Genomic DNA, 19718 nt, shown 5'->3' with positions numbered 1-19718 from the left:
ACCGATTAGGTTCATTACAGGAGGGGCGCCGCAAATTCGAGTTGCGACGTCCCTCCTGCTGTGCCCGGGCTCAGACCTGATGGAGCACGTACACCGGAGCGCCGTTCTCAGCCCCGCCCCGCGAGCGAATGCACGCGTGCTTGCGCGGCAGCCGGAGGCATTCGTTGACACGGCGCACGGAAATTCCCGTACGGGCGGCGATCGACTCCAGCGGCTCGCGCAGCTCACCCTTTTCGACGAGCACCGGGGCGATCACCACGGCCACAGCCCACACGTCCTCGGTCATGGACAGCCGCTGCCGCCAGTGGGCCAGCACTGACTCGGTGGTGGGCGGTGCAGTGAGGTGGCCATGGGGCGTCCGACGTTCGAGGACGAGGGTGTCGAACCGGTCCGCAATGCGTTCCATCGCCCGGACCACGGCCTGTTGCACGGCGAGGGTCGCCTGTTGTACGGCTGGCGTGCCCTGCTGTGTGGCCGGCATCTCCCTCTGCATGATCACCATCTCCTTTTGCGACGCGATCGATTCACGCTGCCCGTTGGCCGGCTCCTCATCCAGCTGAAGGTTGTGCGCTTCCAGCCGGACGATGGCCTCGGCAACCTGTTCCGGCATGGCGTAGGCGAGGGGGCACCGGGTTCGGCAGGCTGCACCTCGGCCTCCGTCAAGGTGCAGTGACCCTCCCACTGCACGGTCTCGATCACCTCGGCCACCCACTGCTTGAAGGATGCGCAGGCCGGTTTGGTGCAGGCGTTGAAGAGCAGGATCAGACCTCGGAGATCGATGAGTTGCAGGTCTCGTCGCCAGCTCCTCCCTGCGGGAACGCTGAGACAGTGCCTTCCGGTCACTGTCTCGAGATTGTCTCGATGCTCCTCCGGGACATGGTCGAGGAGCGCCTTTCGGGGCGTGGTGCGGCCCAACCGCTTGCAGACGTCCGCCGCCGGGGACCGGTGCTTCCGTCCGGCACGGTCAGCCTCCGGACCCGTTCTCCGGTCGCCGCGTAGACGAAGTCGCTGACGTCGATCGCCTCGTGCCGCTCGGCAGAGTTCTGCCGTTTGCTCGGTTCGTTCATGTGAACCACCTCCGCTGCGGAACGCAGAGCGGGGCGAAGTGAATATGCCAGCCAGTTCGAGGATGTTCACGACCGCGAGCGAAGATGATCGAACCGCTTTTCCGGCCGACGGGAGTGTGTATGGCGGACGGCAGCGTGAGGCATGGGGAAGGGGCCCATATGAAACTGTGGGCCCCTTTCGTGTTCCTACGTGTCAGGCCTTGCCGAAGCCGTAGGTCAGGAGCTTCTTGGCGTCCGTCTCGCGCTGGGCGGAGCCGGTCGAGGCGAGGACCGTGCCGATGACGGTCTTGCCGTTTCGCGTCGCGGCGAAGACCAGGCAGTACTTGGCCACCGCACCCGAGCCGGTCTTCACGCCGATCGTGCCGCTGTAACTGCCGAGCAGACCGTTGGTGTTGGTCCACGGCGCCATCGTGCGGGTGCTGCCCGTCTTCGTGACGGTCTTCGCCGTGTACTTCTTCGTCTTGACGATCGCGCGGAAGTTGGCGTTCTTCATCGCGCTGCCGGCGATCTTCGTCAGATCACGCGGCGTGGAGTAGTTCTTGCCCTTGCCGATGCCGTCGAACGAGTCGAAGTGGGTGTTCTTCAGGCCCAGGTTCTTCGCGTCGGCGTTCATCTTGCCGATGAAGGACTTCACGCGCGCGGCCCGCGTCGAGCCGGTACCGAACTTGTCCGCCAGGGCGTACGCGGCGTCGCAGCCGGACGGCAGCATCAGCCCGTACAACAGCTGGCGCACGGTGACCTTGTCACCGACGATCAGCCGTGCGGACGACGCGTTGTTCGCCACGATGTAGTCGCTGTAGGCCATTTGGATCGTGACCTTGGCGTCGAGGTTCAGGTTCTTCTGCGCGAGCACGACCTTCGCGGTCATGATCTTCGTCGTGGAACCGGTCGAGCGGCGGGTGTCGGCGGCCTTGGTGTAGAGGGACTTGCCGGTCCCGTTGTTCATCACGTAGCCGCCCTTGGCGGCGATCGTGGGCGCGGTGGCCGCCTGGGCGGGTACCGCGTGGAGGGCTCCGGAGGCCAGCACGGCGCCGGTGGTGACGGCGACGCCGACGGCTCTGCGGAGACGGATGCCCTGAATAGTGGTATTCAAGTAAAGTACCCCGATTGCGTTGAATGCCCTGGTGATGCGGCCGAGTTGAGACACGGCCGACAGGGGCCGCATGTTACTGACGCATACCTGGCGCGGATGGTTGTGCGTGAGGGGTGGGTGACTTCACGGTCCGCATCGTGGACGGGCGCTTCCATGGGTACGTGTTGTATCTATCCTGTCGGCATGAGTCCGGTCCCTGTGAAGCAACCCCCTGCCGCCGATCGCGTCTACACCCATGTCAAGCAGGGCGTCCTCGACCGCCGTTATGAGGGCGGCACGCTCCTGACCGAGGGCGAGCTGGCCGAGGCCATCGGAGTCTCGCGCACGCCGGTGCGTGAGGCGCTGCTGCGACTGGAGGCCGAGGGGCTGATCCGGCTCTACCCGAAGAAGGGCGCCCTCGTCCTGCCCGTCTCCGCGCAGGAGATCGCCGACGTCGTCGAGACCCGGCTGCTCGTCGAGGAACACGCGGTGCGCAAGGCCGTGCCCGCGCCCCCCGGGCTCATCGAGCGCCTGGAGGAACTGCTCGCCCGGCAGCGGGAACAGGCCGCCGCCGGTGACTTCGCCGCCGCGTCCGTGACCGACCGCTGCTTCCACGCGGAGATCGTCCGCAGCGGCGGCAACGAGATCCTCTCCCGCCTCTACGACCAGCTCCGCGACCGCCAACTGCGCATGGGCGTCGCCGTCATGCAGTCGCATCCCGACCGCGTCGCCAAGACCCTCGCCGAGCACCAGGAGATCCTCGATGCGCTGCGCTCGGGGGACCCGGAGGCGGCCGCCGGTGTGGTCAGCCGGCATGTCGACTGGTTCTCCCACCTGGCCCGGGGAGAAGTGCGATGACCGGCGTCCGCCGCCCCGGCGGTACGCGTGTCCTGCCCGGCGATCCCCCCGGCGGGCGGCGTGCCCTCGCCATGTGGGGGGTCGGCGTCTCGGTCTACTTCGTCGCCGTCACCTTCCGTACGTCCCTGGGAGTGGCCGGCCTCGACGCCGCCGACCGCTTCGGTGTCAACGCCTCCGCCCTGTCCACCTTCTCCATCCTCCAGTTGCTGGTCTACGCGGGCATGCAGATACCCGTCGGCCTGCTGGTCGACCGGCTCGGCACCAAGAAGGTGCTCGGCATCGGTGCCGTGCTGTTCACGGTCGGGCAACTCGGGTTCGCGCTCTCCCCGACATACGGGATGGCGCTCGCCTCCCGTGCCCTGCTCGGCTGCGGGGACGCCATGACGTTCATCAGCGTGCTGCGGCTGGGCACCCGGTGGTTCCCGGCCCGGCGAGGTCCGCTGATCGGGCAGCTCGCCGGGCTGGTCGGCATGGCGGGCAACCTGGTCTCCACCCTGGTCCTGGCCCGGCTGCTCAACGACGTCGGCTGGACGGCGGCCTTCGCGGGCAGCGCGCTCGCCGGTGTCGTGGTGCTCGTCCTGCTCCTGCTGTTCCTCCGGGACCACCCCGAGGGCCACGCGCCGGAACCCGTACCGCACCAGGGCGCCGCCTACGTACGCCGGCAGATCGCCGCCTCCTGGCGTGAACCGGGGACCCGGCTCGGGATGTGGGTGCACTTCACCACGCAGTTCCCGGCGATGGTGTTCCTGCTGCTGTGGGGCATGCCGTTCCTCGTCGAGGCGCAGGGCCTGTCCCGGGCCACCGCCGGTGAGCTGCTCACCCTCGTGGTGCTGTCCCACATGGTCTTTGGGGTCGTCTACGGCCAGATCGTCGCCCGGCATTACGGCGCGCGGCTTCCGCTGGTCCTGGGGACCGTGGGGATGACGGCCCTGCTGTGGGCGGCCGCGCTGGTCCACCCGGCCGAGACGGCGCCGATGTGGCTGCTGGTGGTGTTGTGCACGGGGCTGGGCGCCTGCGGCCCGGCCTCGATGATCGGCTTCGACTTCTCCCGCCCGGTGAATCCTCCGGAGCGGCAGGGCACGGCGTCCGGGATCACCAACATGGGCGGTTTCATCGCGTCCATGACCACCCTGTTCGCCATCGGCGTCCTGCTGGACGCCACCGGCGACGACTACGCCGTCGCCTTCTCCGCCGTCTTCGTCCTCCAGGCCTTCGGGATCACCCAGATCCTGCGGCTGCGCGGGCAGGCGGCGCGCAGGGAACGGGAACGGCTCGTCGCCGGCCGGGTCGAGAGCGTGCACGTGCCGGTGTAAGGCCGTGTGCGGCGGCGGACAGGGCGACGGGGCCCCGGGGAACGGCGTCCCCGGGCCCCGCGCACTATGCCCGTCCGGCCTCCCTACGGCGTCACCACGAAGTGCCGCAGGATCGCCGCCGCCAGGTCCGGGTCGCCCTCCGTCTTCACCCGGTCCGACACCGCGTCCGGCGTCACCCGGCCGCAGGCCATGCGGACGTACGTCTCCCAGTCGAGGGCGAGGGTGACGGCGGGACCGAGCGCCGGGGCGGTCTCCAGCGTGCCGCGGCCCTGGATGTCGACGCGGACGGTGCGCAGGAACTCCACGGGCCCGTGGACGTCGATGACCACGGCCGAACTGCGCGGCGCCTGTGCCAGCTCGGCCACCACCCGGGGCAGCTCGGCGAGCAGCACGTCGCGGGCGACGTGCGCGCCGGGGGAATCGAGGTTGCCGGGGCGGCCGAGGGCCGCGCGCAGGTCCTGCTCGTGCGCCCACACGTCGAACGCGTGCCGGCGCATGGACTCCTCCAGCGTGAGTTCCGTGCCGAGCGGGCCGCGCACCTTCGCGGCCGGTTCGCGCGACTCGTTCCGCAGCTGGCGGTTGCGCCGGATGATCATGTACTCCAGCTCGGAGGTCATCTCCGGCGCCGTGTGGTGGCGGCGCACGTCGACCTGCATCTCCGTGTAGCGCTGCTGGTCGTTGGTGACGTGGAACAGGTCGCGCGGCAGCGTGTGGATGGGGCGGGGGTCGCCCAGCATCTCGGAGTCCAGTCCGATGACATGGGAGACCACGTCACGGACCGACCACCCCGGGCACGGCGTCCGCCGGTTCCAGTCGGCCTCCACGAGCGGCTGCACCAGCTCGGATATCGCCTCGACGGAGTGGCTCCAGGCGTCGGCGTAGGGCTGGAGGGTGGGATGCAGGCTCACGGAACGGGACCCCTCGGCGGTCGGTACACGGGCAGGTGGCGGCGGCGGTGCCGGTGGGCGGTGGCTGCACTCGGCGGACGTCTCGGGACTCCCCCAGGTTCTCGGCTTCGCTCGAACCGGGAGGGCCCCAAGTTACGCTGTCGTGAGGCACCCCGGCAGTGCTTTCGTGTGACGATCGTAGGCCGTGCCGACAAGTCGAATGCCAGGACGGTGGTATTGTGCGCGCTTCTTTGCTTCAAGTCGCCGTGAACGAGGGCGAATCGGTCGAATCGCGTCGGCGTCGGGTCGCCGGTCTGGTACGGGGTCAGGCCGGAGCCGATCTCGTCGTCCTGCCGGAGTTGTGGACGACGGGCGCGTTCGCCCACGAGGACTTCGGGCGTGAGGCGGAACCCCTCGACGGGCCGACCCACGAGGCGATGGCCGAGGCCGCGCGCGACGCGGGCGTCTGGCTGCACGCGGGCTCCGTCCCGGAGCGGGGCGCCCCGGACCGCGGCTCCGACGCGGGTGACGGGCCGCTCTACAACACCTCGCTCATCTTCTCCCCCTCCGGTGAGCTGGCCGCCGTCTACCGCAAGATCCACCGCTTCGGCTTCGACAAGGGCGAGGCCGTGCTGATGGGGGCGGGCGACGCACTGGTGACGGTGCCGCTGCCGCACACCACGCTCGGTGTGGCGACCTGCTACGACCTCCGTTTCCCCGAGCTCTTCCGCGGTCTCGTCGACGCCGGCGCCGAGACGCTCGTCGTCCCGGCGGGCTGGCCGGACCGCCGCCGGTCCCACTGGACGCTGCTGGCCCAGGCGCGGGCCGTGGAGAACCAGGCGTTCGTCCTCGCGTGTGCGACGGCCGGGACGCACGCCGGGGTTCCGCAGTCGGGTCACTCGATCGTGGTCGATCCGTGGGGAGAGGTCTTGGCGGAGGCCGGTCCCGACGAGGAGATCCTCACGGTCGACTTCGACCCGGCGAAGGTCGCGAAGATCCGCGAACAGTTCCCGGCCCTGAAGGACCGGGTGCTCGGCCTGGCCCGCCCAGGTGGCTGACCGGCCGCGCTCCTGACCGACGCAGCCGGTGCGGCCCGCCTCGGCCGCCGCTACCCGTGCCGGACCAGGCAGAACGGATGCCCGGCAGGGTCGGCGTACACGCGCCAGCCGCGACCGTCGGAGCCCGCGTCCAGGACGGTCGCACCGAGCGCCGTCACCTGTTCTTCCGCGCGGTCCAGGTCCGGCACCCCGAAGTCCAGGTGGAACTGCTGCGGCACGGACGGATCCGGCCAGGTCGGATGCCGGTGGTCCGGCACCCGCTGAAAGGCCAGGACCAGCCCGGCGGGCGTGTGCAGGGTCGCCCAGTCGTCACCGAGCGCCCACCGCCGGTCGAGCCGGTTCACCTCGCCCCCGAGCAACTCCCGGTAGAACCCGGCGAGAGCCGCCGGGCGGGGACAGTCCAGCACCACGCACTGCAGTTCGGCGATCACATCGCCCAGCCTACGGGCGCGGAGTACTACTCCTCGCGCTCCTTCTCCGCCAGGTGGATCACGCACACCGCCACCGTGATCAGCAGGGCCGGGTCCGCGTCCTCGCGTACGACGTCGACGCCGTACGTCTCCCGGACGTGCAGCCAACGCCGCGAGACCACGGCGAGCAGTTCGCCGTCGTACTCGACGGCGAACTCACGGTCGAGGACCTTGCCGCTGACGTCCAGTTCGGAGCCGTCGGCCAGGGCGACCCGGTAGTGGTTGCGCAGCAGGGACAGCCGCTTGCGCCGGACCGCCGCCAGCGCCTCACCGTCCCGCTCGATCACCATGGTGTCCCGCAGGGCGAACATCTTCTTGCGGATGTCGATGAGGACGCGGCCCTGGACGTCCTTCAGCTCGAAGGTGTCCCGCAGCCGCATGGCCTTGCCGTCGACGAGGAAGACCTTGTTGCCCCGGTCGTCCTCGATCCAGTAGTCGTCACCGATCCCGAGGATCCGGTCGCGTACGAGGAATCTCATGACACCAGGGGTGCCCTCTCTCCCGTGTCCCGACGCCGCCGCTAGGCCGATTGTCGGATCCGGCCGTCGACGTCCCGTCAGACTCCGTACCCGTCGCTGTAGCCGTCGCGGCCGTGCGGCCGGGTGTCGTCGACGACCGGCGTGGCGGGTGGTACGACGACCCGCCGACGCCGGGCGATGCTGCTGAAGGTCGCCACACCGATCAGTCCGACGACCATGAAGATGACGCCGACCAGGTTCAGGTTGACCCCCCGCATGTCCCAGTCGGTCGCGAACGTGAGAATCGCTCCCACCGCGATGAGGATGATGCAGCCTCCGAGGCCCATGAGTGCCGCCTTCCTGCCCGGTCCTTCCGGTTGCATCCGGGTACCCGGCAGGCCCTCACTCATGCAGCACCGGCGGACTGACCAACCCTCAGCGGCGTCCCCGGGTCGCGGCGACGGAAACGGCCCTACCCCTCCAGGAACGCCGTCAGCGCGTTCGCCAGCAGGAACGGGTCCTGGGCGCCGCACAGTTCGCGTGCGCTGTGCATCGACAGGATGGCCACCCCGATGTCGACGGTCCGGATGCCGTGCCGGGCCGCGGTGATCGGACCGATGGTGGTGCCGCACGGCATGGCGTTGTGGGAGACGAACGACTGGAAGGGCACACCCGCCTTCTCGCAGGCGGCGGCGAACACCGAGCGCCCCGAACCGTCCGTGGCGTAGCGGTTGTTGACGTTCACCTTGAGGAGAGGGCCGCCGTCGACGCGCGGGTGGTGCGTCGGGTCGTGCCGCTCCGCGTAGTTGGGGTGGACGGCGTGACCGGTGTCCGAGGAGAGGCAGACGGTGCCGGCGAAGGCGCGCGCCCGGTCCTCGTACGAGCCGCCGCGGGTGAACACCGAGCGCTCCAGCACGCTGCCGAGCAGCGGCCCGTCCGCGCCGGTGTCGGACTGGGAGCCGTTCTCCTCGTGGTCGAAGGCGGCGAGGACGGGGAGGTACGGCAGGTTCGCGCCGTGCCCGGCCACCGCCGCCAGCGCGGCCGTACCGGCGTGCACCGACAGCAGGTTGTCCATGCGCGGGCCGGCCACCAGCTCCCGGTCGCGGCCCAGGTAGGCGGGCGGCTCCACGGAGTGCACCATCAGGTCCCAGCCGGTGACCTCGCCGGACGGGACGCCGGCGGTGTCCTCCAGGAAGGCGATGAGGTCGCCGTCGCGCACGTCGTCGCCCAGGCCCCAGACGGGTTGCATGTGGCGCTGCTTGTCGAGCTTGAGGCCGTCGGTGTTGACCGAGCGGTCCAGGTGGATGGCGAGCTGCGGGACGCGCAGCAGCGGCCGGTCGACGTTCACCAGCCGGGTGGAGCCGTCCCGCAGGGACAGCCGGCCGGCCAGGCCGAGGTCGCGGTCGAGCCAGGAGTTGAGCAGCGGACCGCCGTAGATCTCCACGGCCACCTGGCGCCAGCCTTGCGCCCCGGTGTCGGGCCGCGGCTTCACCCGCAGGTTGGGTGAGTCGGTGTGGGCGCCGACGATCCGGAACGGTGTGTGCGGGGCCGCGCCCTCGGGGACGTACCAGGCGACGATGGCGCCGCCGCGCAGCACGTACTTGCCGCCGCTCGTCGCGTCCCAGGCGTCCGTCTCCGCGACCTGCCGGAAGCCTGCCTTCTCCAGCCTTTCGGCGGCGTTCGCCACCGCGTGGTACGGCGTGGGGGAGGCGGCGAGGAAGGACATGAGGTCGTCGGTGTGGCCGCGGTCGAAGGGGGAGGGGGCGCTCATCATGTTCCTCCGTGGATACTCCGCCCTTCGGGGCGGAGGGGAAGCGGACTCCTGCGGAGCAGGGCAGGGGGGATTTGTCACCGTGGCGGATCCCGGTGCTCTGACCCGCAGGTTTGTTGACTTTGGGTGGTTACGCTAGCTGATGGAAGTTACCGCGAGGTATGTGAAGCGGGCGTTTAAGTGCCGCTTCCGGCCGCCGGGCCGGCGGTGTCTGTCTGTGGAGCTGGTGTAAGGCCTCAACGGAGTTCTCCGGGCGGGCGGTCGGCGGTGAAGCAGGAAATCCCACGGCGCGAGCCGTAGGAACCCCCTCGTTCACGAGGGGGAGGAAGCCAAGGGTTCACCTTAACGAGGCGAGGGCCCGCTTCCCCTGTGCGGAAGCGGGCCCTCGTGCGGGCTTGAAGTGGATCGGATGGATCCCGCGCTGTTTGTGCCGGAAGATCCTAGAAGGCGGCCTCGTCCAGTTCCATCAGGTCCAGCTCGACGCCCTCGGCAACCTTGCGGGCCAGCGTGACACCGGGCAGGACCTCGGCCGCGAAGAACTTCGCCGCGGCGATCTTGCCGGTGTAGAAGGCGACGTCCTTGGCGGAGGCCGTCTGGAGCTTGTCGGCGGCGACCGCGGCACCCTTGAGCAGCAGGTAGCCGACGATCACGTCACCGGAGGCCATCAGCAGGCGGGTGGTGTTCAGGCCCACCTTGTAGATGTTCTTGACGTCCTTCTCGGTGGCCGCGAGGTCCGTGAGCATCAGGCCGACGATGGCCTCCAGCTCGACGGCGGCCTTGGCCAGGTGCTCGCGGGCGCCCGCCAGCTGCTCGCCTCCGGTGCCGAGGGCGAGGAACTGCTTGATGTCCTCGGCGAGCGAGTTCAGGGCCGCGCCCTGGTTGCGGACGATCTTCCGGAAGAAGAAGTCCTGGCCCTGGATCGCCGTGGTGCCCTCGTACAGGGTGTCGATCTTGGAGTCGCGGATGTACTGCTCGATCGGGTACTCCTGCAGGAAGCCGGAGCCGCCGAAGGTCTGCAGCGACTGGGCGAGCTGCTCGTAGCCCTTCTCGGAGCCGTAGCCCTTGACGATGGGCAGGAGGAGGTCGTTGAGCGCGTGCTCCGCCGACACGTCCTCGCCCGCCGCCTCCTTGACCGCGATGGTGTCCTGCACCGAGGCGGTGTAGAGGACGAGTGCGCGCATGCCCTCCGCGTACGCCTTCTGCGTGATCAGCGAGCGGCGCACGTCGGGGTGGTGGGTGATGGTGACCTTGGGCGCGGTCTTGTCCATGAAGTGGGCGAGGTCCGGGCCCTGGACGCGCTCCTTGGCGTACTCCAGCGCGTTGAGGTAGCCGGTGGAGAGGGTGGAGATCGCCTTCGTGCCGACCATCATGCGGGCGAACTCGATGATGCGGAACATCTGGCGGATGCCGTCGTGCCGGTCGCCGATCAGCCAGCCCTTGGCGGGGTGCCGGTCGCCGAACGTCATCTCGCAGGTGTTGGACGCCTTCAGACCCATCTTGTGCTCGACGTTCGTGGCGTAGACGCCGTTGCGCTCGCCCAGCTCGCCGGTCTCGGCGTCGAAGAGGTACTTCGGGACGAGGAAGAGTGACAGGCCCTTGGTGCCGGGTCCCGCGCCCTCGGGACGCGCGAGCACGTAGTGGAGGATGTTCTCCGACATGTCGTGCTCACCGGAGGTGATGAAGCGCTTCACGCCCTCGATGTGCCAGGAGCCGTCCTCCTGCTGCACGGCCTTGGTGCGGCCGGCGCCCACGTCCGAGCCGGCGTCCGGCTCGGTGAGGACCATGGTGGAGCCCCACTGCTTCTCGACGGCGATCCGGGCGATCTTCTTCTGCGTGTCGTTGCCCTCGTCGTACAGGATCCCGGCGAAGGCGGGGCCGGACGAGTACATCCACACGGCCGGGTTGGCGCCGAGGATCAGCTCGGCGTACGACCAGATCAGCGAGGGGGGAGCCGTCGTGCCGCCGATGGCCTCGGGCAGGCCCAGGCGCCAGTACTCGGAGTCCATGAAGGCCTGGTAGCTCTTCTTGAACGACGCGGGGACCGGCGCGGTGTTGGTCTCCGGGTCGAAGACCGGCGGGTTGCGGTCGGCGTCGGCGAAGGACTCGGCCAGTTCGGTCTCCGAGAGGCGGGTCAGCTCCTCGAGGACGCTCTTGGCGGTCTCGACGTCCATCTCCTCGAACGGTCCGGTGCCGTACAGCTTGTCGCGTCCGAGCACTTCGAAGAGGTTGAACTCGATGTCGCGGAGATTGGACTTGTAGTGCCCCATGGTGACGGCTCCCGGCTCCGTAGAGAGATCGGCGAGGCACTTCGTTCCTCGCACGGGTTTGCATACCAGCAAGTAGCTACGACTATGCTACCCGCCGGTAATAAGAAGCAAGCCCGATCCGGCCATCTGTGACGCGTTACGCCCTCCGCGGCGGTCGACGGCGGGCGGCCCGCACCGGCACCGCGGGACACCGGGGCGCCCTCGGGGTGGCCCGTGCCTGCCCGTACCGGCCCGGGGCCCCGGCGCGCTCGGTACGCTTGCGCGCATGTACGGCTACGACCAGAACGTAGGGGCACAGCAGGGGTACGTCCCGCCGCAGCAGCAGATGCCGGGCGGCTACGGGCAGCAGCCGCCGCTGTACCCGGAGCCGTCCCCGCCCTCGCTCGCGGACGCGGTGCGCGCGTTCACCACGGGCCAGGTGACCGCCGAGGACTTCCAGCAGGTCTTCGCGACGTCCAAGGTGTACTGCCCGCGCGGTGACAACCCCGGCTTCCTCGCCCTGCACAACACCCAGCAGCCGGTGATCCCGATGTTCACCTCGCTGAAGGAGCTGCGGCGGTACGCGGGCAAGGAGTCCAAGTACTTCGTGATCACCGGCGCCGAGGTGATCGACCTGCTGCCGACCGGCTACGGCTTCGTGCTCGACATGGAGGGTGAGCACCGGATGGTGTTCGACGCGAAGGCCGTGGAACAGATGGTCGAGTTCGCGATGCGGCGCATGTACGGCTGACCGCCGCGGTCGTGGCCGTCGCCGCCGGCGTCGCATGCCGGGCGGTTGATCCCCGCTCATCCCGGGATCTCTGCAGCCCGGAGGGAATGCCCCCCGGGCTTTCCTCGTTGGGGGTGGCAGGAAGTTCAACGTTCAACTAAGATGGTCGTACAAGAGGAGGTACCGACATGCCTGCAGTGACCGTCGAGAACCCGCTGACGCTGCCCCGTGTGGCCGCGCCCGCCGACGCCGTGGCCCGGCCCGTGCTCACCGTGACGACCGCGCCGAGCGGTTTCGAGGGTGAGGGCTTCCCGGTGCGCCGGGCGTTCGCCGGGATCAACTACCGCCATCTCGACCCGTTCATCATGATGGACCAGATGGGTGAGGTGGACTACGCGCCGGGTGAGCCCAAGGGCACCCCGTGGCACCCCCACCGCGGCTTCGAGACCGTCACCTACATCATCGACGGCACCTTCGACCACCAGGACTCCAACGGTGGCGGCGGCTCCATCACCAACGGTGACACCCAGTGGATGACGGCCGGTGGCGGCCTGCTGCACATCGAGGCGCCGCCGGAGTCCCTGGTCATGTCCGGCGGGCTGTTCCACGGTCTGCAGCTGTGGGTGAACCTCCCGGCCAAGGACAAGATGATGGCCCCGCGCTACCAGGACATCCGCGGCGGCAGCGTCCAGCTGCTCACCTCCCCCGACGGCGGCGCGCTGCTGCGGGTCATCGCCGGTGAGCTGGACGGCCACGAGGGCCCCGGCATCACGCACACGCCGATCACGATGATCCACGCCACCCTGGCGCCGGGCGCGGAGCTGACCCTGCCGTGGCGCGAGGACTTCAACGGACTGGCCTACGTCATGGCCGGGCGCGGCGCGGTCGGCACCGAGCGCCGTCCGGTGCACGTGGGGCAGACGGCCGTCTTCGGCGCCGGTGGCACGCTGACCGTCCGCGCGGACGAGAAGCAGGACTCGAACACGCCGGACCTGGAGGTCGTCCTGCTCGGCGGACAGCCGATCCGGGAGCCGATGGCGCACTACGGGCCGTTCGTCATGAACACCCGCGAGGAGCTCCAGCAGGCCTTCGACGACTTCCAGAAGGGCCGTCTGGGCACGATCCCGGCGGTGCACGGCATGGCGGGATCGGGACCGCGGGAGTCCTGACCGGCCGAGCGCGCGTGTGGTGGCCCCGTCCGATCCCGGGCGGGGCCACTCGCCGTTTCCCGGGTGGGCCGTTCACCGTTCCCGGGCGGGGCCACTCGCCGGTCGCGGAGCGGCATGGGCGGGGCGGCGGAGTTGGACAGGGGGTGCCGGGCGTGATCGTCTGGGGATATGCAGGACTCCTCTCCGTCTCCGTTGCTGCCCGAATCCGTCCGGCGTCTCGCTGCCTGGTGCGCCGTCGTCCTGCTCGTCTCCGGGGTCGGCTACGTCGGGATCCTGCTGTGCGTGCAGTTCCGGGCGGCCGTGATCCCCGTACTGCTCGCCCTCCTCGGTACGGCGCTGTTGCTGCCCCTGCACCGGCGGCTGGTGCGGGCCGGGGTGCAGCGGTCCCTGTCGGCGGGGCTCACGTGTGTCGCGGTCGTCGCCGTGGTCGGCGGCGCGGTGTACATCGTCGTGGCCGCGCTGATCGACTCCGGAGACCAGATCATCGCCTCGCTCAGGAGCGTGGCGCGGGATCTCACCCGGCACTTCGGGGCGGCCGGCACCTCGCTGGACGACATCGTGGCGAACGCACGCGAACTGCTGTCCAAGTTCGGCGGTACGGCCGCGTCGGGTGTCCTCAGCGGGGTCGGCGTGGTGAGCCAGGCGCTCGCCATGGCGGTGCTCGCGCTGCTGCTCGTGTTCTTCTTCCTGCGTGATTCCGAACGCGCCGCCGACACCCTGCGCGGACTGGTGTCGCGCGGCTCCGGGGACGTGGTGGTGGCCGTGGCCCGCCGGGCCTTCCAAGCGGTCGAGGGGTTCATGCGCGGGACCACCTTCATCGCGCTCATCGACGCCCTCTGCATCACCGTCGGGCTGCTCGTCCTCAAGGTGCCGGGCGCCGTCGGGCTGGGCGCGCTGGTCTTCGTCGGGGCGTACATCCCCTACCTGGGGGCGTTCATCTCCGGGGCGGTGGCCGTGCTGGTGGCGCTGGCCGACCGGGGGTTCGCCATCGCGCTGTGGGTGCTCGGCGTGGTGCTCGCGGTGCAGTTGCTGGAGGGGCATGTGCTCCAGCCGATGATCCAGAGCCGCACCGTGCAGATGCATCCGGCGGCCGTGCTGCTCGCCATCACCGCGGGCGCCTCGGTCGCCGGGATCGTCGGCATGCTGATGGCGGTGCCGCTGACGGCGGCGGCCGTCGGCGTCCTGAGCGAACTGCGCCAACGCCACACCGCACCGGAAGAACAGGCTCCGCCCCCGGCATCACCGTGAGGGCCCGGTCTCCCTCGCCTCGGCGGGCAGTCCCAGCAGCCGTGCCGCCACCCCGTCGACCGCGCCCGTCCCGGTTGCCGTGTCCCAGTGCCACCTGCCGGTGTCGAGGAGGGCGAGGACACCCTCCATGGAAGGAAGAAGATCACCAGTTCACATTGCCCCACTTTATGAAGATTCGAAGGGAAAGCGCCACCGGCGCTGTGTGCGTGACCGGCGGATTATCCGGGGGAGAATCGATCTTGGGGCGGCCGGTAGGCTGGGGGGGTTTCACGTGAAACAAAGACCCCGACACCAAGGCCCCGATCAGCGAAGGCTGGATGAACGACGATGCATCGGTACAGGTCCCACACCTGCGGCGAGCTCCGCGCCTCTGACGTCGGTACCGACGTCCGGTTGAGCGGCTGGCTGCACAATCGGCGCGACCTGGGCGGCATCCTGTTCATCGATCTGCGCGATCACTACGGCATTACGCAGCTCGTGGCCCGCCCGGGCACGCCCTCCTACGAGACCCTCGACCGGCTCTCCAAGGAGACCGTCGTCCGGATCGACGGCAAGGTCGTCTCCCGCGGCGCGGAGAACGTCAACGCCGAGCTGCCGACCGGCGAGGTCGAGGTCGAGGTCGGCGAAGTCGAGGTGCTGGGCGCGGCGGCACCCCTCCCCTTCACGATCAACAGCGAGGACGGGGTCAACGAGGAGCGGCGCCTGGAGTACCGCTTCCTGGACCTGCGCCGCGAGCGCATGCACCGCAACATCCTGCTGCGCACGTCGGTGATCTCGGCCATCCGTCACAAGATGACGGCACTGGGCTTCAACGAGATGGCGACGCCGATCCTCAGCGCCACCTCCCCCGAGGGCGCCCGCGACTTCGTCGTCCCGTCGCGTCTCCACCCGGGCAAGTTCTACGCGCTGCCGCAGGCCCCGCAGCAGTTCAAGCAGCTGTTGATGATCTCCGGCTTCGACCGCTACTTCCAGATCGCCCCCTGCTTCCGCGACGAGGACGCCCGCGCGGACCGCTCGCCGGGCGAGTTCTACCAGCTCGACGTGGAGATGTCGTTCGTCGAGCAGGAGGACGTCTTCCAGCCCATCGAGAAGCTCATGACCGAGCTCTTCGAGGAGTTCGGCAACGGACGGCATGTGACGTCGCCGTTCCCGCGGATCCCGTTCCGTGAGGCGATGCTGAAGTACGGCTCCGACAAGCCGGACCTGCGCGCCAAGCTGGAGCTCGTCGACATCACCGACGTCTTCGAGGGCTCGGAGTTCAAGGCGTTCGCCGGCAAGCACGTCCGCGCGCTGCCGGTGCCGGACGTCTCCGGTCAGCCGCGCAAGTTCTTCGACCAGCTCGGCGACTACGCCGTCTCGCAGGGCGCGAAGGGCCTGGCGTGGGTGCGGGTGACCGAGGACGGTTCGCTGACCGGCCCGATCGCGAAGTTCCTGACCGAGGCGAACGTCGCGGAGCTGACCAAGCGGCTGGCGCTCGCCCCCGGCCACGCGGTGTTCTTCGGCGCGGGCGAGTTCGACGAGGTCTCCAAGATCATGGGCGCGGTCCGGGTGGAGACCGCGAAGCGGGCCGGCCACTTCGAGGAGAACGTCTTCCGCTTCTGCTGGATCGTCGACTTCCCGATGTACGAGAAGGACGAGGAGACGGGGAAGGTCGACTTCTCCCACAACCCCTTCTCCATGCCGCAGGGCGGCCTGGAGGCCCTGGAGACCCAGGACCCGCTGGACATCCTGGGCTGGCAGTACGACATCGTCTGCAACGGCGTCGAACTGTCCTCCGGCGCGATCCGGAACCACGAGCCGGAGATCATGCTCAAGGCCTTCGAGATCGCGGGCTACGACCGCGACACCGTCGAGGAGCAGTTCGCCGGCATGCTGCGTGCCTTCCGCTTCGGCGCCCCGCCGCACGGCGGCATCGCACCCGGCGTCGACCGCATCGTGATGCTCCTCGCCGACGAGCCCAACATCCGCGAGACCATCGCCTTCCCGCTCAACGGCAACGCCCAGGACCTGATGATGGGCGCCCCGACAGAGCTGGACGAAACCCGCTTGAAGGAACTCCACCTGACGGTCCGCAAGCCGCAGCCGAAGTAACCCCGGCAGCAGCGAAGGGGCCCGGAAGCGTTCGGCGCTTCCGGGCCCCTTCGTAGCCGGGCCTTCTCCACCGGGCTCTCCGTCAGGTGCTCGGCGGTCGGTGGAGGAGGTAACCGGAAATGGGGCCGAGGGTCTCGTCGTCCAGGTGGATGCTGTCCGACCAGTCGCGCCGTTCGACGGGGGCCAGCAGGGTCTCGAGAGTGCAGGACCAGGCCTCGCACAGGGTGCGGAGGAACAGGCCGTACAGGTCGTCCGATGTGCGCCACCACTGCTTCTGCCAGGTGGGCGTGGTGTGATCGCGGGCGAACTCGTACGCGGTGTCCCGGTTGGCGGCGACCGGAAATACCTGGGACAACGGTGGGGTGGAGCCGACCTGGCAGATGAAAACACAGTTGTCGGGAAGCCGGACCCGCTCTCCGGACAGCGGATGGTTGAGCTCCGGCGGACGCGTCCGCCAGGTGACGGGCCAGCCAAAAGCCAGGAAGATTTCGTTGTGCCGTCCTGCCCACTCGGGCACCTCGGACAGGCGCAGCACGCCCTGCGAAGTCAGGGCGAAGGCGATGTCGTCGGCGAGCGGGTTGAAAGCGCAGTGCAGGATGAAGGCCAGCTCGAGCTGGAGCGAGTCGTCGAAGTGCCCGGTGCTGCGCAGCCGTTGCTCCTGGGTGCGCATCCACTGCCGTACCTGGTCCCGGGTGGCGACCAGCGCGGCCTTGTCCCGTGATGCCCGGCTGGGCTGTCCGGCGAGGTGACCGGCGAACGAGACCGAGGTGTCGGCGAGGAAGCCGTTGACCGTGACAGTGCCCCAGAAGTCGCGTCGGCTCTGGTAATGCATGCTGTTCCACAGCATGGCGAGCCCGATGCGCTGCCCCTTGTCGTCACGCAGTTCCGTGGCCCTGCTGACGAAGTCGTCGCGCATCTGGAGGCGGAGTTTCTCCTCCCCGGCGCGCCATTTCGCGGCCTGGGGCGGGTAGAGACGGTCGAACACCTCGTCCGGTGACCCGGACGACAGGGAGAACGGCGCAAGGATTTCGGGATCGGTCGCTCCCGGCTCCCAGGTGTGGACGGGCACCGCGTTTTCCAGGACCAGACGCTGGGCGAGCTGGGCCAGCCGTTCGTCGTCGGTCCGGCTGAACAGGCCTTGAAGTTCGTAGGGGCTGTTCCTGAGCTTGACCCGTACGGCCGTGCCCTCGGGCACCCAGCCTTGCCCGGTGCAGGGGGTGAGCAGGGGGCGGCTGGAAGGGCCGTCGAAGGTGAGGCGGCGGGCGTCCGCGAGGGAGGCATCGTAGCGGCGCGTGATCAGTTCCACCTGGTCACCAAGCAGGAAGACGGAGAAGAAGCCGATACCGAAGCGGCCACTGGGCTGGAAGCCGCCGTCGGCCAGTCCGGGCAGCCGGTTGCGGACCCTCGTGGAGCTCCAGCCACTGGCACCGAAGTCGAGCAGCCCGTGGACGAGGGTCTCCTCGTCCATGCCGGTGCCGGAGTCGCGGACCTCCAGATACCAGTCGCCGTCGGTGTCGGTCAGACGGATCTCCACCCTCCCGAGCGGAAAGTCGGGCTGCAGCGTCTGTCGGGCCAGCACGGCGTCCTGGGCGTTCTGGATCAGCTCCCGCAGGGCGATCTCGGGCACGTCCCCGTACAGCTGCTGCCCGCCGAGCGTGCCGACCAGTGCGGGGATGTCGGAGACCTTGACGGTCGCGTCGATGGGGCGCCAGTCCTGCACGCGGAACAGTTCCGCGAAGCGTTCCGGGGAGTCGACACCGGCGACGGCCCGCGCCGCGAGCCGGTCCCGGCCGAGGTCGTGCAGGAGGGCGTCGACGGCCTTCAGCTCCCGGTCGATGCCGCGCAGATACTCGAGGGCCAGCCACCAGGCGGTGGCGTCCTGCGGGGGAAAGGGACGCAGCGAGCTGTAGGTGACCCGATCGCCCTTCCGGTAGGGACGGCTGATGTGTTCCTGGAACCGCCAGTGCTCGCGGGAGACACCGCGTGGTCGTCGCAGGGAGAACAGGAAACCGGGTGCGCGCCGGCTGTCGACCTGGGTGGCGTCGGCGAGCCGCAGGATGCATGCCAGCTTGAGCGGTTCGATGATCCACTCGCTGGGCTGCCAGGGCAGGGACCCGATCGAGTGCCGGAACTCCCCGGCGAGGCGGTCCACGGGCCACCAGTGACTGGCTGCGAGTTCGCCGATCAGCGGGCCGTACCACTCCCGCAACTGGACCCCCTCGATGAGGAAGATCTCGTTGCCCGCGCTCGACCGCCACGGCTGGTCCACCAGCCGCTTCGCCTGTTCCGCGTGGGTTTCGCGGATCGCGGTCGCCACGCAGGCTTCGGCGATCTCCACGGGCGGAGCATCCAGCTCCTCCCGGTCCGGCCAGCAGCCCTTCCGTTCGTAGTAGGCCAGCGACACGAGGTCGCGCCACCGCTTCTCACCCAGCGCCTCGGGCACGGTCGTCCCGTAGGCGGCCGCCCCCATCGCCGCGTCGTGCAAAACGAACGCGCAACCCAGTACGTAGGCCTCGGCGGGATTCAGGGTGACCTCGCTGCCGCAGACGAGGTCGGCCGTCTCCCACAGCGCGTCCACGTGGCTGATGTCGTGCACGGTGAAGTCGGGCGTGCTGCGGGCGTTCTCCTCGAGGAGAACGCCCGCCTTCCTCCGTAACTCCGTGTACGACGTGCGCAGCCGCTCCCGTTGTCCGGCGTGCGTGTCGAGGTCCGGGCGCGCGGCCAGGGTGTTCCGCCACAGGGGCGTGCTGGTGTAGACGTGCTCGGGCACTGGGGACGATCACCTCATAGCGGGCAGGAGGAATAACGCGGCGAGCACCCACATGGTGATCACCGATACGAGAATGAAGAGCACCACGTACGTCTCATACCAGCGCAGGAAGTTGCCGGGGCGGGGGCGCTTGCGGAAGCCGGGCCCGACGATCTCGTCGGTGATGTCGCACTCCTCGTTGCGGTAGTCGAGCCAGGCGAGTGCCCCCACCACGATCAGCGTGCCGGTGAAGGCGGCGACCACCGTGACCAGCGTCAGCAGGCCGATCACTCCGCCCCGGGCGGTGGTCGCCGCCAGGTCCCACTTGCGGTACCCGACGAAGAGGGCGAGCGCCGCGGTGACGAGGGCGGTGGCGAGGGTCTGGTAAATGGCGAGGAATCGGTGGGCATTCTCGTTCACGGCCTGGATCTGCTGCAGCACGTACCGGTAGCGCTCCAGCGCGAACTCGTTGCGGACCGTGGCGGTGTCCGTGGCCGCCTCCGGCCGCGCTTCCCCCGATTCCCCCATCAT

The 19718-nt window shown here is 69.3% G+C and carries 17 protein-coding genes and 1 pseudogene; 7 read left to right on the top strand and 11 right to left on the bottom strand.

Annotated elements, in window-relative coordinates; all coding sequences use genetic code 11:
- Positions 1 to 70: 70 nt before the first annotated feature.
- Both WJ438_RS19855 and WJ438_RS19850 read right to left on the bottom strand, forming a co-directional pair.
- A pseudogene (locus WJ438_RS19855) lies at positions 71 to 1067 on the bottom strand (Bro-N domain-containing protein).
- Between the two features lie 193 nt (positions 1068 to 1260).
- The gene (locus WJ438_RS19850) at positions 1261 to 2160 is read right to left on the bottom strand and encodes a D-alanyl-D-alanine carboxypeptidase family protein (RefSeq protein ID WP_406726446.1); all 900 of its coding nucleotides are present in this window, start codon (positions 2158 to 2160) and stop codon (positions 1261 to 1263) included.
- A 183-nt stretch (positions 2161 to 2343) separates the two neighbouring features.
- On the opposite strand from WJ438_RS19850, the gene WJ438_RS19845 reads away from it, so the two are divergent.
- Complete coding sequence (locus tag WJ438_RS19845; protein WP_406726445.1) at positions 2344 to 2997, top strand: GntR family transcriptional regulator; 654 nt, start codon at positions 2344 to 2346, stop codon at positions 2995 to 2997.
- On the top strand, positions 2994 to 4310 hold the full coding sequence (locus tag WJ438_RS19840; RefSeq protein ID WP_406726444.1) for a nitrate/nitrite transporter: 1317 nt from the start codon (positions 2994 to 2996) through the stop codon (positions 4308 to 4310). Before WJ438_RS19845 ends, WJ438_RS19840 begins: the two co-directional genes overlap by 4 nt.
- Positions 4311 to 4393: 83 nt before the next feature.
- On the opposite strand, the gene WJ438_RS19835 is transcribed toward WJ438_RS19840, so the two are convergent.
- Positions 4394 to 5218 (bottom strand): maleylpyruvate isomerase family mycothiol-dependent enzyme, encoded by an 825-nt coding sequence (locus WJ438_RS19835; protein ID WP_406726443.1) that lies wholly within the window; start codon positions 5216 to 5218, stop codon positions 4394 to 4396.
- 218 nt (positions 5219 to 5436) lie between these two features.
- On the opposite strand from WJ438_RS19835, the gene WJ438_RS19830 reads away from it, so the two are divergent.
- The gene (locus WJ438_RS19830; protein ID WP_406726442.1) at positions 5437 to 6255 is read left to right on the top strand and encodes a carbon-nitrogen family hydrolase; all 819 of its coding nucleotides are present in this window, start codon (positions 5437 to 5439) and stop codon (positions 6253 to 6255) included.
- Between the two features lie 50 nt (positions 6256 to 6305).
- On the opposite strand, the gene WJ438_RS19825 is transcribed toward WJ438_RS19830, so the two are convergent.
- The 5 genes from WJ438_RS19825 to WJ438_RS19805 form a co-directional block, all read right to left on the bottom strand.
- Positions 6306 to 6686 carry a VOC family protein gene (locus WJ438_RS19825; protein ID WP_406726441.1) on the bottom strand — a complete coding sequence of 127 codons (381 nt, stop codon included), beginning with the start codon at positions 6684 to 6686 and terminating at the stop codon, positions 6306 to 6308.
- A 26-nt stretch (positions 6687 to 6712) separates the two neighbouring features.
- A complete protein-coding gene (locus WJ438_RS19820; protein WP_406726440.1) occupies positions 6713 to 7204 on the bottom strand; it encodes an LURP-one-related/scramblase family protein in 492 nt (163 codons plus the stop codon).
- Between the two features lie 77 nt (positions 7205 to 7281).
- Entirely contained in the window at positions 7282 to 7530 is a 249-nt protein-coding gene (locus WJ438_RS19815) for a DUF6458 family protein (protein WP_406726439.1), read from the bottom strand.
- Between the two features lie 125 nt (positions 7531 to 7655).
- Complete coding sequence (locus WJ438_RS19810) at positions 7656 to 8954, bottom strand: M18 family aminopeptidase (protein WP_406729744.1); 1299 nt, start codon at positions 8952 to 8954, stop codon at positions 7656 to 7658.
- A 440-nt stretch (positions 8955 to 9394) separates the two neighbouring features.
- The gene (locus tag WJ438_RS19805) at positions 9395 to 11221 is read right to left on the bottom strand and encodes an acyl-CoA dehydrogenase (protein ID WP_406726438.1); all 1827 of its coding nucleotides are present in this window, start codon (positions 11219 to 11221) and stop codon (positions 9395 to 9397) included.
- 265 nt (positions 11222 to 11486) lie between these two features.
- Between WJ438_RS19805 and WJ438_RS19800 the strand changes: the two genes are divergently transcribed.
- The 3 genes from WJ438_RS19800 to WJ438_RS19790 all read left to right on the top strand — a co-directional run bounded on the left by WJ438_RS19800 (position 11487) and on the right by WJ438_RS19790 (position 14347).
- Positions 11487 to 11951: an SseB family protein gene (locus WJ438_RS19800; RefSeq protein WP_406726437.1), complete on the top strand. Its 465-nt coding sequence runs from the start codon at positions 11487 to 11489 to the stop codon at positions 11949 to 11951.
- A 167-nt stretch (positions 11952 to 12118) separates the two neighbouring features.
- Positions 12119 to 13099: a pirin family protein gene (locus tag WJ438_RS19795; RefSeq protein ID WP_406726436.1), complete on the top strand. Its 981-nt coding sequence runs from the start codon at positions 12119 to 12121 to the stop codon at positions 13097 to 13099.
- 168 nt (positions 13100 to 13267) lie between these two features.
- Complete coding sequence (locus WJ438_RS19790; RefSeq protein ID WP_406726435.1) at positions 13268 to 14347, top strand: AI-2E family transporter; 1080 nt, start codon at positions 13268 to 13270, stop codon at positions 14345 to 14347.
- On the opposite strand, the gene WJ438_RS19785 is transcribed toward WJ438_RS19790, so the two are convergent.
- Positions 14339 to 14476 (bottom strand): hypothetical protein, encoded by a 138-nt coding sequence (locus WJ438_RS19785; RefSeq protein WP_406726434.1) that lies wholly within the window; start codon positions 14474 to 14476, stop codon positions 14339 to 14341. The genes WJ438_RS19790 and WJ438_RS19785 overlap by 9 nt on opposite strands.
- Before the next feature lie 198 nt (positions 14477 to 14674).
- On the opposite strand from WJ438_RS19785, the gene aspS reads away from it, so the two are divergent.
- Positions 14675 to 16438, top strand: a complete 1764-nt coding sequence (aspS, locus tag WJ438_RS19780; protein WP_406726433.1) for an aspartate--tRNA ligase — start codon at positions 14675 to 14677, stop codon at positions 16436 to 16438.
- 82 nt (positions 16439 to 16520) lie between these two features.
- On the opposite strand, the gene WJ438_RS19775 is transcribed toward aspS, so the two are convergent.
- Both WJ438_RS19775 and WJ438_RS19770 read right to left on the bottom strand, forming a co-directional pair.
- Positions 16521 to 19208: an ATP-binding protein gene (locus WJ438_RS19775; protein WP_406726432.1), complete on the bottom strand. Its 2688-nt coding sequence runs from the start codon at positions 19206 to 19208 to the stop codon at positions 16521 to 16523.
- Positions 19209 to 19217: 9 nt separating this feature from the next.
- Positions 19218 to 19718: a hypothetical protein gene (locus WJ438_RS19770; RefSeq protein ID WP_406726431.1), complete on the bottom strand. Its 501-nt coding sequence runs from the start codon at positions 19716 to 19718 to the stop codon at positions 19218 to 19220.

It is taken from the genome of Streptomyces sp. GD-15H (genome assembly GCF_045291515.1).
In the GTDB taxonomy this organism is placed as follows: domain Bacteria; phylum Actinomycetota; class Actinomycetes; order Streptomycetales; family Streptomycetaceae; genus Streptomyces.
Note: the sequence above shows the minus strand (reverse complement) of the source record. Positions and strands in the feature narration are given on the sequence as shown.